This is a genomic window from Streptomyces sp. NPDC007971, from assembly GCF_042958635.1.
Taxonomy (GTDB): domain Bacteria; phylum Actinomycetota; class Actinomycetes; order Streptomycetales; family Streptomycetaceae; genus Streptomyces.
In genome coordinates this window covers 284,393-298,308 of record NZ_JBIBJK010000009.1, presented here as the reverse complement: position 1 = coordinate 298,308, position 13,916 = coordinate 284,393, and the positions used below count along the sequence as shown (strand labels likewise).

Annotated in this window: 13 protein-coding genes and 1 pseudogene; 8 read left to right on the top strand and 6 right to left on the bottom strand. The window is 71.6% G+C overall.

All coding sequences use genetic code 11. The annotated features are described in order from the left end of the window. Positions 1 to 333: 333 nt before the first annotated feature. Positions 334 to 2,127, top strand: a complete 1,794-nt coding sequence (locus ACFZCP_RS21275; protein ID WP_391428803.1) for a coagulation factor 5/8 type domain-containing protein — start codon at positions 334 to 336, stop codon at positions 2,125 to 2,127. A 163-nt stretch (positions 2,128 to 2,290) separates the two neighbouring features. Here ACFZCP_RS21275 and ACFZCP_RS21270 read toward each other — a convergent pair. Further along, positions 2,291 to 2,778 (bottom strand): annotated as a pseudogene (locus ACFZCP_RS21270) (class I SAM-dependent methyltransferase); the annotation flags it as partial. A 101-nt stretch (positions 2,779 to 2,879) separates the two neighbouring features. Between ACFZCP_RS21270 and ACFZCP_RS21265 the strand changes: the two are divergent. Beyond that, positions 2,880 to 3,371 (top strand): peptidylprolyl isomerase, encoded by a 492-nt coding sequence (locus ACFZCP_RS21265; protein ID WP_391428801.1) that lies wholly within the window; start codon positions 2,880 to 2,882, stop codon positions 3,369 to 3,371. A 108-nt stretch (positions 3,372 to 3,479) separates the two neighbouring features. Here the strand turns inward: ACFZCP_RS21265 and ACFZCP_RS21260 are convergent, their stop codons facing one another. Together ACFZCP_RS21260 and ACFZCP_RS21255 are read right to left on the bottom strand one after the other, a co-directional pair. Beyond that, complete coding sequence (locus tag ACFZCP_RS21260) at positions 3,480 to 3,809, bottom strand: AzlD domain-containing protein (protein ID WP_391428799.1); 330 nt, start codon at positions 3,807 to 3,809, stop codon at positions 3,480 to 3,482. Continuing rightward, the gene (locus ACFZCP_RS21255; protein ID WP_391428797.1) at positions 3,802 to 4,551 is read right to left on the bottom strand and encodes an AzlC family ABC transporter permease; all 750 of its coding nucleotides are present in this window, start codon (positions 4,549 to 4,551) and stop codon (positions 3,802 to 3,804) included. Before ACFZCP_RS21255 ends, ACFZCP_RS21260 begins: the two co-directional genes overlap by 8 nt. Before the next feature lie 62 nt (positions 4,552 to 4,613). Here ACFZCP_RS21255 and ACFZCP_RS21250 point away from each other — a divergent pair, with 62 nt between their 5' ends. Then, the gene (locus tag ACFZCP_RS21250) at positions 4,614 to 5,072 is read left to right on the top strand and encodes a winged helix-turn-helix transcriptional regulator (RefSeq protein WP_391428795.1); all 459 of its coding nucleotides are present in this window, start codon (positions 4,614 to 4,616) and stop codon (positions 5,070 to 5,072) included. Between the two features lie 167 nt (positions 5,073 to 5,239). Then, entirely contained in the window at positions 5,240 to 6,031 is a 792-nt protein-coding gene (locus tag ACFZCP_RS21245) for a ribonuclease BN (RefSeq protein WP_391428793.1), read from the top strand. A 97-nt stretch (positions 6,032 to 6,128) separates the two neighbouring features. Here ACFZCP_RS21245 and ACFZCP_RS21240 read toward each other — a convergent pair whose 3' ends face one another. Both ACFZCP_RS21240 and ACFZCP_RS21235 read right to left on the bottom strand, forming a co-directional pair. Next, positions 6,129 to 7,019, bottom strand: a complete 891-nt coding sequence (locus tag ACFZCP_RS21240) for an NmrA family NAD(P)-binding protein (protein WP_391428791.1) — start codon at positions 7,017 to 7,019, stop codon at positions 6,129 to 6,131. Between the two features lie 277 nt (positions 7,020 to 7,296). Further along, positions 7,297 to 8,748, bottom strand: coding sequence for a cytosine permease (locus tag ACFZCP_RS21235; protein WP_362696400.1), 1,452 nt, complete (start codon positions 8,746 to 8,748; stop codon positions 7,297 to 7,299). A gap of 254 nt (positions 8,749 to 9,002) precedes the next feature. On the opposite strand from ACFZCP_RS21235, the gene ACFZCP_RS21230 reads away from it, so the two are divergent. Beyond that, entirely contained in the window at positions 9,003 to 9,890 is an 888-nt protein-coding gene (locus ACFZCP_RS21230; RefSeq protein ID WP_391428789.1) for a serine hydrolase, read from the top strand. Between the two features lie 87 nt (positions 9,891 to 9,977). Here the strand turns inward: ACFZCP_RS21230 and ACFZCP_RS21225 are convergent, their stop codons facing one another. Continuing rightward, on the bottom strand, positions 9,978 to 10,688 hold the full coding sequence (locus ACFZCP_RS21225; protein WP_391428786.1) for a DUF4232 domain-containing protein: 711 nt from the start codon (positions 10,686 to 10,688) through the stop codon (positions 9,978 to 9,980). Positions 10,689 to 10,936: 248 nt separating this feature from the next. Here ACFZCP_RS21225 and ACFZCP_RS21220 point away from each other — a divergent pair, with 248 nt between their 5' ends. The 3 genes from ACFZCP_RS21220 (at position 10,937) to ACFZCP_RS21210 (ending at position 13,732) form a co-directional block, all read left to right on the top strand. Then, entirely contained in the window at positions 10,937 to 12,010 is a 1,074-nt protein-coding gene (locus tag ACFZCP_RS21220) for an NAD(+)/NADH kinase (protein ID WP_391428784.1), read from the top strand. Between the two features lie 193 nt (positions 12,011 to 12,203). Further along, positions 12,204 to 12,779: a hypothetical protein gene (locus tag ACFZCP_RS21215; RefSeq protein WP_362696392.1), complete on the top strand. Its 576-nt coding sequence runs from the start codon at positions 12,204 to 12,206 to the stop codon at positions 12,777 to 12,779. Between the two features lie 149 nt (positions 12,780 to 12,928). Then, positions 12,929 to 13,732, top strand: coding sequence for a maleylpyruvate isomerase family mycothiol-dependent enzyme (locus ACFZCP_RS21210; RefSeq protein ID WP_391428782.1), 804 nt, complete (start codon positions 12,929 to 12,931; stop codon positions 13,730 to 13,732). Positions 13,733 to 13,916 lie beyond the last annotated feature (184 nt).

Genomic DNA, 13,916 nt, shown 5'->3' with positions numbered 1-13,916 from the left:
GACGGCCCAAGTCCGCTGCCCCTTTCGCAGCCAAGTCCGCAGCCGTGTCCGCCTCCTGTTCCGCAGATCAGTCCGCCTCCTGGTATGCCGCCATGCCCACCGCCCGGTGTACCGCCACGCCCGCCGACCGGTATGCCGCCATGTCTTCCACGGCAGCCTCTTTCCCTCACTTCTCGAAGGTGCCACCGTCCGACCATGACGCCAACTCCGATGCAGCGAACGGTAATTCGGCCGTAACCCTTGACGCATCGTTCAGGCCAATGAAGCATCCAACGTCGAGAGAGCGCTCCCCAGCCCCCACTTCGTTCATTTCCTGAACAAGGAGAGCCGCGCATGCCCAGCTCCTCCCCCTCCTCCCCTTCCGCGCCGCGCTTCGGTCGCCGGGCTGTTCTCGGCGCCGCGGCGGCCGCCGTGCCCGTACTCGCGGGCGTGTCCACACCGGCCCGTGCCGCGACCGCGTCCCGCACGTCACCCCGCGCCCTGCCCGGCGGGGGCGACCTCGGTCCGAACGTGCTCGTCTTCGACCCGTCCACGCCCGGCATCCAGGACAGGCTCGACCAGGTCTTCCGGCAGCAGGAGTCGGCCCAGTTCGGCACCGGCCGCTATGCGCTGCTGTTCAAACCGGGCACCTACAGCGGCCTGAACGCCCAGCTCGGCTTCTACACGTCCGTCGCGGGTCTCGGCCTCTCCCCGGACGACACGACGATCAACGGCGACGTGACGGTCGACGCGGGCTGGTTCAACGGCAACGCCACGCAGAACTTCTGGCGTTCGGCGGAGAACCTGGCCCTGGCCCCCGCGAACGGCACCGATCGCTGGGCGGTGGCGCAGGCCGCCCCCTTCCGCCGTATGCATGTGCGCGGCGGGCTCAACCTCGCGCCGTCCGGCTACGGCTGGGCGAGCGGCGGCTACATCGCGGACAGCCGGATCGACGGTCAGGTCGGGCCCTACTCTCAACAGCAGTGGTACACCCGCGACAGCGTCATCGGCAGCTGGCTCAACGGCGTGTGGAACATGGTGTTCTCCGGCGTCCAGGGCGCCCCCGCGCAGAGCTTCCCGAACCCTCCGTACACCACGCTCGACTCCACCCCGGTCTCCCGGGAGAAGCCGTTCCTGTACGTCAGCGGCAGTGAGTTCCGGGTCTTCCTGCCGGAGCTGCGGACCGACGCCCGCGGTGTCACCTGGGGCAACGGCACACCACGGGGCGCCTCCGTGCCGCTGTCGCAGTTCTACGTCGCCAAGCCGGGCGTCAGCGCGGCGACCCTCAACCAGGCGCTGGCCCAGGGACTCCACCTGCTGCTGACGCCGGGCATCTACCACGTGGACCGGCCGATCCAGGTGAGCCGTGCGGGCACCGTGGTGCTGGGCCTGGGATACGCGACCCTCGTACCCGACAACGGGACGACGGTCATGAAGGTCGCCGACGTCGACGGGGTGCGGCTCGCCGGCTTCCTCATCGACGCCGGGCCGGTCAACTCCCCCACGCTGCTGGAGGTCGGCCCGATGGGTGCGTCCTTGGACCACTCAGCCAATCCGACGACCGTGCAGGACGTCTTCGTGCGCATCGGCGGCGCGGGCGCCGGCAGGGCGACCACGAGCATGGTGGTCAACAGCCGGCACACCATCGTCGACCACACCTGGGTCTGGCGCGCCGACCACGGAACCGGCGTCGGCTGGGAGACCAACCGCGCCGACTACGGCATCGTCGTCAACGGCGACGACGTCCTGTGCACGGGCCTGTTCGTGGAACACTTCAACAAGTACGACGTGCAGTGGAACGGCCGGCGCGGCCGCACGATCTTCTTCCAGAACGAGAAGGCGTACGACGCCCCGAACCAGGCCGCGATCCAGAACGGTTCCGTCAAGGGCTACGCGGCCTACAAGGTCGGTGACGACGTCACCACGCACGAGGGCTGGGGCCTGGGCAGCTACTGCTACTACAACGCCGATCCCTCGATCGTGCAGCACAACGGTTTCGCCGCGCCGAACCGCCCGGGGGTGAGGTTCCACAACCTGCTGGTGGTCTCGCTCGGTGGCAACGGCCAGTACGAGCACGTCGTCAACGAGACGGGATCACCGACCTCGGGCACGTCCACCACGCCCTCGACCGTGGTGTCGTACCCGTAGGGCGGCCCGTCCCGGCCGGGCCGTCCCCGTCGACCGGATCGGCGCGGGTCGTTCAGGTCCTCTCCGCCGGCTCGTCCGTGCGGGACACGGACGGCTTGCGCCACACGAACACCGCGGGGCCGGGCCTGCGTTCGCAGAACCGGCCCGTCGGGGAGGGTTCGCCGATGGCCGGGTACGGCGCAACGGGATACGGCAGGCCCTCGGTGCCGAGCCGCTCGCCCTTCAGGTCGGAGACGTGCACCAGCGCGCCGCCGGGCCCGAGCATGCCGAACACGGTGGCCGCCACGCGGTCTCGGACCATCCAGTGGAAGGACTGGGCGAAGACGGCCACGGTGAAGGCGCCCAGCCCGGCGGGAAGATCCTCGGCACGCATCCGCACCCAGCGCACCGTGCCGGCCCCTGTTCCGGCGGCGGCCCGGCGTGCGGCCTCGGCGAGCATCCCGGGGTCGGGATCCACGCCCACGACCTCGTCGAAAGGGGGGAGAGGGGAAGGGTCAGGGTCCCGGGCCCGCAGCCCACGTCGATCAGCCGCCCGGTCCCGTCCGGCCCGAGCACCTCGGCCAGCCCCGGGGCGTACGGAAGCCGGCCGCGCGCGTAGTACGGGGCCGTCCCGGCGCACAGGGTCTCGTCCCACTCCCAGCCCTCGTTCACCTCGGGTTCCTCCCCTTCGTTCCCGGGCCCGGCGCACGACACAGACGTTCAAACCGACCCTTCTGCACATCGCGGCACTGGTCAACGGTAAGTTGATCGCCATGAGTGACAACGTGTACTTCGACATCACCATCGACGACCAGCCGGCCGGCCGGATCGTCTTCAAGCTGTACGACGACGTGGTCCCCAAGACCGCGAAGAACTTCCGTGAGCTGGCCACCGGCGAGCACGGCTTCGGATACGAGGGTTCCTCCTTCCACCGCGTCATCCCGCAGTTCATGCTGCAGGGCGGCGACTTCACGCGGGGCGACGGCACCGGCGGCAAGAGCATCTACGGCGAGAAGTTCGCCGACGAGAACTTCGAGCTCAAGCACACCCGCCCGTACCTGCTGAGCATGGCGAACGCAGGCAAGAACACCAACGGCTCGCAGTTCTTCATCACCACGATCGTCACCAACTGGCTGGACGGCAAGCACGTCGTCTTCGGCGAGGTCGTCGAGGGCCAGGACGTCGTCGACGCCGTCGAGAAGCTGGGCAGCCAGAGCGGCAGGACCAGCGCGAAGGTCACGATCGCCAAGAGCGGCACGGTCTGACCGACGCTCACCCGCGCACACAGCGGGTGACGACAACGCCCCGGTGATGACGCCGGTCGGTTCTCTTCTGACCGGCCGTCTCACCGGGCGTCCTGTTTTACGGCGGTCTCAGCGAGCGAAGACCGTACTGGCCAGCGCCACGTGGACGGCGGTGCCGCCGAGGATGCTCAGCAGGGCGTTGCGACGCCACAGGTGCAGTCCCACGGTGACGGCCAGAGCCGCGAGCGGGGCCGCCGCACCCGCGTGGGTCAGCGGTAGGTCGCGTAGACAGTAGACGACCAGGATGACCATGATCCCGACGGGCATGCGGGTGCTGAGGTACCGGACGGTGCCGCTCGCGCGCATCGGGGCGAGGACGGCGAACGGCAGGGCACGCAGGGACCAGGTCACGGTGGCTGAGACGAGGACCGCGGCGACGAGGTAGGTCGTGTCAGGCATGGCTGGGCCTCCTGCCGGTGGCGAGGTACCGGACCAGGAGCCCGGCGGTGAACAGGGCGAAGGCGACCGGCAGCAGCCGGCCGGGGTCGAGCAGCCGGGCGGCGAGGGCGCTGAGGAGCGCGAGCACGGGGGTGGGCAGATCGCCCCGCCGGTCGCGGACGGCGTCGAGCAACAGCACCGTGAACAGCGCGGTCAGTGCGAAGTCCAGCCCGGTGACGCTGTCGGGTACGAGGGAACCGAGCAGGGCACCCGCGGTGGCGCCCCCGGCCCAGTACAGGTGCAGGAACAGCTGCACCCACAGGATGCGCGGGCCGGACCAGGAGCGGCCCCGGTGCCCGGCAGCCAGCGCGTACGCCTCGTCGCACAGGGCGAACGTGCTGTACGTCCTCCCGAGCCGCCCCTTGACCCGGTCGAGCGGGAAGGAGAGGGCGTAGAACATGTGCCGCAGGTTCACCAGGAACGCGGAGACGGCGACGGAGAACAGCGGTGCGCCGGCGGTGACCAGTCCGATCAGCAGGAACTCGAACGATCCGCCGTAGACCAGCGCGCTGGACAGGCTCGCCCACCACCAGCCGACGCCGGCGTGGGTGACGAGCACCCCGAAGGCGATGCCGAGCGGGACGAAGCCGAGTCCCACGGAGGCGGAGTCCTCGAACGCGGCCCGTGCCTCGGAGGCCTTTGGGGGTGGAGGTGTGGGACCGGTCCGGGCCAGGCGGTCGGCGACGGCGGGGGAAGTTCGCATGGAGACATTTTAGGAAGAATTCCACGCCATTTGGTTGCCGATAATGTCTCTACGATGGGTGGATGCGCAATGAAGTGAAACTCGATGCCATCGATCGAGACATTCTGTACCACCTGCGTCAGGACGGGCGGCTGACCAACGTCGAGCTGGCCCAGCGGGTGGGGCTGACCCCGCCGCCGTGCCTGCGGAGGGTCAAGCGGCTGGAGGAGGCCGGTGTCATCGCCGGGTACCGGGCCGTCGTCGATCCCGGGGCCGTGGGCCGCGGGCTGGAGGTCCTCGTCGACGTCGAGGTCAGCGCCAACGACCGGACGACCTTCCTGGAGTTCGAGGACACGGTGGCCTCGTACGAGGAGGTGATCGAGTTCCGGCGCATGTACGGCCGCCCCGACTATTTCGTCCGCGTGGCCGTCGCCGACCACGCCGCCTACGAGTCCTTTCTCACGGAGAAGCTGAGCGGGCTGCCCTGCGTCCTGCGCATCGACTCCCACCTGACCATGAAGACGATCAAGTCCGGTACCTGAGCCCGGTCTCCCGCCCGGGATCGCGGGGCCCTGCGGCATGTCCGGCCGGGCGAGTCGGCGTCTTTCGTCCGATCATGGCTGCAGAGACTCGTCGCGGGCCGCCCGCGCGATGCCGGCGGCGCACGAGACCCTCGACGAGCACGGTGCGGCGAGCACGGGAGGGACCCGTGAGGCAGTGGCGGCGCGGCCTCCACCGCGCTTGGGAGTGGCTCGGAGTGCGCATCCTGTTCCGGCGCGGCCGTGAGCTGGAGCTGATGCACCGGGCCATGGGGTTCGCCACGCTGGCCCTGGTGACGCTGGCTCCGCTGCTGATCGTGGTCGCCGCGGCCGACCCGCTGGTGCGGGGCGGCTTCGCCTCGTGGCTGTCGGACGGCATGGGGCTGTCCGGGCAGTCCGCCGATGCGCTGACCGGGATCATCAGCCCGCCGCGCGAGGTCGTCGGCACCACCAGTGTGCTGAGCCTGGTCCTGCTGGCGGTGTTCGGCGTGTCGTTCGCGGGCAGCGTGCAGAACGGTTACGAGCGGGTCTGGGCTCTCGCGGCCGGCCCCTGGCACCGTGTCTGGCGGCAGGTGACCTGGCTGGCCGTGCTGACCGCCTACCTCTACCAGGAGGTGCAGACCCGGACGGCGCTGCACGGGATGCAGCGGATCGTGGTGTCCGTGCTCAGCGCGGTGGCGTTCTTCTGGTGGGGCCAGCGCTTCCTGCTGGGCGGTCAGGTCCACTGGCGCACCCTGCTGCCTGGCGCGCTCGCGACCGTCGTCGGCCTGGCCGGCCTCCGGGCCTTCTCCTCTCTCGTCTTCGCCCCCCTCATCGTCACCAATGCGCTGAGCTACGGCGGGGTCGGGACCGTGCTGGTGGTGGAGTCATGGCTGATCGGCGTCGGGTTCGTGGTGTACGGGGGTGCGCTGTTCGGGCGCTGGTTCTGTGACCACCACTGGACGCCGTCCCACGAGGAGTGAGCGGCTCCTCCGGACGCCGCGGCCGTGCCCCGGGGCCGCGGCGCGGCTCCGGGGCACGGCAGGTGGGCTTCCCGCGGGGCCGGGGCGCGCTTGCGGGTCACGGCAGAGGGGTTTCCCGCGCGGCCGGGGCCAGCAGGACGGGCCATTCCTGGGCTGCGGCCCAGTCGGCGAAGGTGTGCCAGCCCACCTCCGGGTGGGCGCGGCGCAGACCGGTGACATCGACGTCGAGGCCGGTGCTGCCGAAGTAGGCGAACATCGCGGCGAGGTCGTGCGAGTGGGTGCGGACCTGGGACAGGGGCACCTCGTGGTGGGTGATGGGGCGATCGGTGGCGGCCGAGAGGACGGCGGCGATCCGGGCGGCGCTGAGTTCGTCGGAGGCGATGTCGATCCTGCGGCCGGTGAAGGCGGCGCGGCGCTGCAGGACCAGGGCGGCGAAGGCGCCGATGTCCTCGGCGGGTATCAGCGTCAGGGGGCGGTCGGCCGGCATGGGCCAGGCGAAGGTGTTCTCGCGCAGGCCCTCCAGGGTCCACCCGGAGGCGAAGTTGTCCATGAAGGCCGCCGGGGCGATGACCGTCCAGGGGATGTCCGTGGCCCTCAGGTGGCACTCGATCTCGTCCTTGCTGTCGTAGTGCGGGATGCCTGTGCCCCGGTCGGCGTGCGCGGCCGAGGTGAACACGATGTGGCCGACGCCCTCGGCCACCGCCGCGTCCAGCAGGGCCTTGCCCTGGCGGACCTCGGTCGCGGTGTCCGTGCCGAACGGGGTCGTCACCGCGAAGAGCGAGTCGGCGCCCGCGAGGGCGGCGTCGAGGGAGAGGCTGTCGTCGAAGTCGGCGCGACGGACGTCGGCGCCGAGCCGGCGCAGAGCCTCGGCCTCCGGTGCGGCGGGGGTACGGGTGAGGGCTCGGACCTGGTGGCCGGCGGCCAGCAGGGCACGGGCGGTGGCACCGCCCTGGGCGCCGGTCGCACCGGTGACGGCGATGGTGAGCATCGGGGCACTCCTGAAGGGAGGGTTCGCGAGAGGGCGAACACACGGGGGGACATACGTCTGCGTCGCACATTGATTGCGCGGCGAAGACAAATATAGCGACACTTCCCTGCGCCGCGCAGATAATTGATCGGGGGAGGTGGATCACCCCCCTCGGACGCCCCGGCGATGCCGGAGCGGGCCGCGCACCGCGACGGCGCAGCCCGCTCACCGGTCCACGTGCCCACGGCCAACATGGCGGCTGTCGTCCCGCACCCCGCGAACCCGGGGCTACGGCAGGTCAGGGCTCCCGGTGCTCGTGTGCCGCCTGCTCCAGGGCCGCGGCCTCCGCCTCGGCCACGCGCGTCTCGGCCGCCACGTCGATCGAACGGGTCAGCCACCAGTACAGCGCCGCGGCGACCGGCAGCCCGATGAACAGGGAGATGTCGGCTCCGCCGAGCGCCTTGGCGACGGGGCCGACGTACAGGGTCCCGACGGAGAAGAACGGGACCATGACGGCGAAGCCGACCAGGTACGAGATGATGCCGTGCCAGCCCCAACGCCCGTAGATCCCGTTCGGGTTGAAGATCTCCGCGACGGCGTAGTGCCCGCGGCGCACGACGTAGTAGTCCATCAGGTTCACCGCGGTCCACGGGATGAACAGGTAGAGCACCAGCAGCAGGAAGTTGTTGAAGTTCGCAAGGAAGTTGGAGGTCGCGGCCAGCGCGCCGACCAGGGAGAGCGCGGCGGTCAGCCCGATGGTCAGCAGGCGTGCGCCCAGCGTCGGCCGGACCCGCTTGAACGAGTCGATGGCACTGATGAGGGTCAGTGAACCGCCGTACATGTTCAGCGCGGTGACGGACACCAGGCCCAGGGTGGCGAAGAGCAGGACGAGCGCACCGAAGCCGTCGAAGACCTTGTCGCCGGCGGCGTTGATCGACGCGATCGTCTCGAAGTCCTTTCCGGCCCACGCGGCCAGCATCGCCCCGAGCACCATCAGCCAGATCCCGCCGAGCGCGGAGCCGAAGTAGGTCCAGTAGAAGGTCTTCCTGACGGTCACGTCGGGCGGGAGGTAGCGCGAGTAGTCCGAGACGTAGATGGCCCAGCTGATCTGGTAGCCGGCGACCACGCCGAACTGGGCGAGGAACGGCGTCGCCTTGAAGGCGCCGAGGTCGAAGGAGCCCGCCGGATAGTGGAGGGTGACCAGGACGCCCACGGTGAAGATCCCGAAGACGACGAGGAAGGTGTACGTCAGGATCCGCTCGGCCTTGTGGATGATGTCGTAGCCGACCAGCGCGACGACGAGCGCGACCGCGGTGACCACGACCACCCAGAGCTTGACGCTGCCGTGCAGCGTGGTGTGCAGCGCGTCGGCGGCGAGGATGCTGTTGAAGACGTTGAATCCCGCGTACTGCACATAGGCGAAGAGCCACACCAGCAGGGCACCGACATAGCCGAACTGGGGCCGCGACTGGATCATCTGCGGCAGTCCCAGCTGGGGGCCCTGGGCCGAGTGGAAGGCCATGAAGAAGGTGCCGATTACGGTTCCGGAGACGATGGCCAGCAGCGACCAGATGAGGTTGCCGCCCTCGGTGATGCTGATCAGTCCCACGGCCAGGGTCGCGATCTGGGCGTTGGACATGAACCACAGCGGGCCCAGATGCCAGAGCTTGCCGTGCCGCTCGCTCAGGGGGACGTAGTCGATCGACCGGACCTCAAGGCCGGACACCCTTGGCTCCGCTGATGTGCTCATGCCGCCTCCTGAGGCCGGGTCGCCCCTCTGGTCACATTGTTCCCCCGCCAATGCGGCGGACACCGCAACGGAGCCACCGGACGGCGTCCGGGAACCCGGCCGGTCACCGCGCGCCACGGCCGGTGACGGTGTCGCTCTTGTCACAAACGGCACCAAAGGGGCGTTCTCGTGGCAGCGGTCACTTCGCCTCGCGGGCGTTTTGTTTACGTTCGCCGTGCCGAGTTCGCTCCCCCGACCTGCTGAGGCCCCTCACCATGCCGTACCGCACTCCTCCCCCGTCGCGTCCGCGGATACCGGGAAGGCGCACCGCTCTCACCGGGGGGCTCGCGGCCGCGGTGGCGGCGCTGTTCGCGGCCGGAGCGCTCGCCCCCGCGACGGCGGCCGCCGCGTCGGGACCGGCCGGATCCACCACGGCCGACTTCCCCTCCACGGTGCGGGCACAGGGGAAGGCCCGGGTGACGGCCGCGGTGCTCGATCTGGACGGCACGGGCCGGCAGCCCGCGCTGTACGGCGCCGACGCCCCCTACGACACGGCGAGCATCATCAAGGTCGACATCCTCGCGGCGAGGCTGCTCCAGGCGCGGGACTCCGGGCACGGCCTGACCGCGCAGGAGCGCGCCCAGGCGGAGAAGATGATCGAGCACAGCGACAACGCGGCGGCGAACGACCTGTGGCGGCGCATCGGGCTCGCCCCGGGTCTCCAGAAGGCGAACAAGCGGCTCGGACTGACCTCCACCACGGGCGGCCCCGGCGGCAAATGGGGACTGACCCGGACCACCGCGAGCGACCAGATACGCCTGCTGCGCACGGTGTTCGACACCGGCGCGGCCAAGGGGACGGGGTCCGGGACCGCGCTCGACGACGCCTCCCGGGCCTACATCCGCACGCTGATGGGCAAGGTCGCCGACGAGCAGTCCTGGGGCGTCTCCGCGGCCGCCGGATCCGGGTGGGAACTGAAGAACGGCTGGCTGCAGCGCAACACGACCAACCTGTGGGACGTGAACAGCGTCGGCCGGATCACCACCGGCGGCCACCACTACCTGGTCGCGGTGCTCTCGGACGGCAACAAGTCGATGAAGGACGGGGTCGCACTGGTGGAACGGGCGGCCCGGACAGCCGTCTCCACCACCCGGGCCCGCTGACGGCCCGCCCCGAGCCGTCCGGCGGCGCACCCCGCACCGTCGGGGCCGCCCCCGGCGTCGAGCCGGGGGCAGTCCCGAGCGGGCGCGTCAGGCGGGCTTCACAGCCGAGACCGCGGTCGCCGTGACCTTGTTGTCGCACTCGGCGAACAGACCGTCGGACAGAGCGACCTGGTGGGAGCCCGCCCCGGGCAGACCGACCACCAGCGTCGGGTACGCGACGGGCTTCGCGCCGGACACGCAGTAGCCGTCGCCCTCTCCCTGCACCTGCACGAAGGTCAGCTTCACCCATGCCTTGCCGCCGGGCGCGACCCGGACCGCCGAGGCGGCACCCTTGCGGGTCACCGTCAGCGGGGCGTTGTGCGCGGGCGAGCCGTTGCCCGCGCCGGCCACCGTCGGGAATCCGCTCAGGACGCAGGTCCGGCCGGAGACGTTGGTGAACTCCACCACCGCCGCTCCGACGCCCGTGCCGTCCGGGCGCTCGGCGGCCTGGCGGGCACCTGCCTCGACGGCCGACGCCGCACAGGCCGGCGCGGAGCCGGTCGACGTGGCGGACGCGGGAGAGGCCGGCGCGCTCCCCGCGGTCGAGGCGGTCCCGGAGGGCCGCGAGCCACCGGTGCCCGGGCTCGTCGAGGAAGCCGAGGAGGAGGCCGTGGGCGAGGGTGCCGCCGTGGTCGGGGCCGGAGACGACGTACCGGCCGCCGGATCGCCGCCGCCCGACTGGCAGGCCGACAGCGAGAGCGCGGCCGCGATCACGGCCGTCGCCGACACGGCGACGCGGATGGTGTTGCGGTACTGCATGGGGTCCCCCGATGTCCGAAGTGCACAGGTCCACCGGCTCCGGGCCGGTGTTCACCGACGGAGACAGGGTTGCCGGACCAGGAGTTCCGCCGTGGATCACCTGTGACACGGCGGTGACGAGAACCGGGCCGGACCGGCACGAACGCCCGGGCGGCGGTCCGGGACCCGGAGCGGCGGCGTGGCGTATGAGGTGCGGGGCCGGTTCGCGGTGAGGATGGCTCCCTGGGCGAGCCAGCTGGGAGTCGGGTATGACGGTGAACCGTATCGGCCTGGTCGTGCACAGCGGACGGGCGGAGGCCGTGGCCGCGGCGCAGGCCGTGCGCGAGTGGTGTGCCGAGCATGCCGTGGGGTGCGCCGACATCGACGTGTGGCGCAGCGGCGCACGGCACAGCGCCCGGGAGGAGATCGACACCGCGGGCGATCCGGAGCTGATCGTCACGCTGGGCGGCGACGGGACCTTCCTGCGCGGGGCCCGGCTGGCGGCCGAGAGCGACGTCATGGTCCTCGGCGTCGACCTCGGGCGGGTCGGGTTCCTGACGGAGGTGCCCGCCCCGGCCGTGCGCACGGCGCTGGACGCCGTGCAGGAGGGGCGGATCACCGTCGAGAGCCGGATGCTGCTGACCCTGCGGGCCTCGTGCCGGCTGAAGGTGCCCCAGCAGATGGAGGCACTGGTGCGGTCCGGCCGTAACCCGATGCTCCCCCCGCCCCCGGTGCGTATGGAGTGCGTGAGCGGTGACGACTGGGGCGTCGCCCTGAACGTCACCGCGCTGAACGACGTCGTCGTGGAGAAGCTGGCCCGGGACCGGCAGGTGTCGGTCGGCGTCTATCTGGCCGGCCGGCTCCTCGCGTCCTACTCCGCGGACGCGCTCCTGGTGGCCACCCCCACGGGCTCGACCGCGTACAGTTTCGCCGCCGGCGGCCCGGTCGTCTCGCCCCGCGCGGAAGGCCTCGTCTTCACACCGGTCGCCCCGCACATGACCTTCAACCGGTCCGTGGTGGCCGCCCCCGACGAGCCCATCGCCCTGCGTGTGCTCGAACGGTCGGGCCAGGCCGCCGTCAGCATCGACGGCCAGCTGCGAGGGGTGCTCGACCCCGGGGACTGGATCGGCGTGTACGCCGCCCCCCGCCGGCTCAAAGCGGTCCGCCTGGGCCCGATGGACTTCTACGGCCGCCTGCGCGAGCGCATGAACCTCACCGACGCCCCGGCCGCGCTCGCCGACGGGACCGCCGCGCCCCTGTGGCCGGTGAAGTCACCGCCGCCGAGCGATCTCGCCCACCTCGCCCTGCCCGCCGCTCCCGACGAGCCGTCCGGGCAGCCCTGAGCTCCGCAGGCCCCGGCTGCCGGCTGCCGTCAGGACCGGGACGGCGGGCCCGCACGAGGGCGTGCGAGCCGTGGGGGCGACCGGTCGACACGACGGCCGCAATTCCCGGAAATCCGGCCGACTCCGCGTGCAACCATCCCCCACACCCATATGTCTCCTCCCATAACAGGATGGCTCGACCAAGGGGGACATCATGCAACGAATCGGAGCCGCGATAGCCGCACTCGTGCTCGCCGGAACCGGGTGGGCCGCGGCGACGACCACGGCGGGCGCCGCACCGGCGGCCGTCGCGCAGGCCGCGGCCTGTCCGACCGGCTGGGGCAGTGGCGCCAAGGGTGGCGCAACCGCCGGGGCCGTACCGCTGAAGGACATCAGGACCGGCCGGCACGACTGCTTCGACCGGCTGGTGATCGACGTACCGGGCGGCGGCCGCATCGGCTACTACGTCAGATACGTCGACCGGCTCCACCAGACCGCGAGCGGCCGGTACATCCCGGTCGGCGGCGGGGCCGTGCTCGACATCCATGTCGGTGCGCCGAGCTACGACCCGGCGACCGGCGCGTCCACCTACCCGGGGCGGGCCGGACGGCCCCTTCCGGGCGTCCGTCTGAGCGGCTACCGCACCTTCAGGGACACCCGTTTCGCGGGCAGCTTCGAGGGCGAGACCCAGATCGGTCTCGGCGTCCGCGCCCGCCTGCCGTTCCGGGTGCTCCAGCTGTCCGACCGTCTGGTGATCGACGTGGCCCACACCTGGACGGGCAGCCGCTGAGCGGCGGGACCGGCCGAGGGGCGCGCGGGGTCTTGCCGCGCGCCCCTCGGGTCTGGTTGGGTACCGGCTCCACGGGCGCGTGACGCGTGCCCGCCGGGAGGGGATCGGACAGCGTGCACGGGACAGTACGACAGGACGGCTCAGCGGCATTGCCCGAGGGGCTGGGACAGGCGATCCGAGGGACCGCCGAGGAGATCGCCGCATTGCTTCGGGGCGCACCCGACACGGGCCTCGCGGTGCCGGGATCGGAGTGGACCGTCGGCGAGGCGGCCGCCCACCTGGCCCTGGCCAACGAACTGATGGCCGACCTGGCGGCCGGGCGTGAGCGCCCCTACGGGGACGGCACACCCCAGAGCTTGGCCTCGGCCAACGCACAGTCCCTCGACACCTTCGGGGAGCGCCGCGCGGAGCCCCTGGCAACGATGATCGCGGACCAGGCCGGAGCATTCCTGGACGCCGTGGCACGGCCCATGGCCGACGAGGCCTCCGACGGCCCGGTACCGGACTCGCCCCTGGGCCCCATGCAGCGGTCCGTTCTCGCGTCCTACCTGCTCACGCACATGCTGGGCCACGGGTACGACCTGGCCCGCGCCATGAACCGTCCGCACATGCTGGACCGCGTGCGGGTGAGCCTGTGCATGCCGTTCATGCTCTCGGTCATGCCGCGCGTCGCCGACGCCACGGCCACGGCCGGCCTCACGGCCCGCTACCGGATCCGGCTGCGCGGGGGCGAGGAGTTCGGCGTGTCCCTGGCGGACGGCGCCGTGCAGGTGACGGCCGGGGCGCCCGCGTACCGCGCCGACTGCACCATCCTGCTGGAGCCGGTCGCGTTCCTGCTCATCGCGCTGGGCCGGCTCAATCCCTGGCGTGCCATCGCCCAGGGGCAGATCCTCGCGTGGGGTCCCAAACCGTGGCTGGCGCCACGCTTCCCGACCCTGTTCACCGCGCCCTGACGCCCCTCACGGGCCACCGCACACCGACGTTTCACGCCGACGCCCCTGCACCGACGCCGCACGCCGCGCCCTCACGCCGATGCCTCACGCCGACGTCGCACATCGGCCGTCCGACGCCCGGGCCCGGCATCCCTGCCGGGCGGCTCGGGCCGGCCGGCGCCTCAGGCCGGCGGGTCGGACCGGG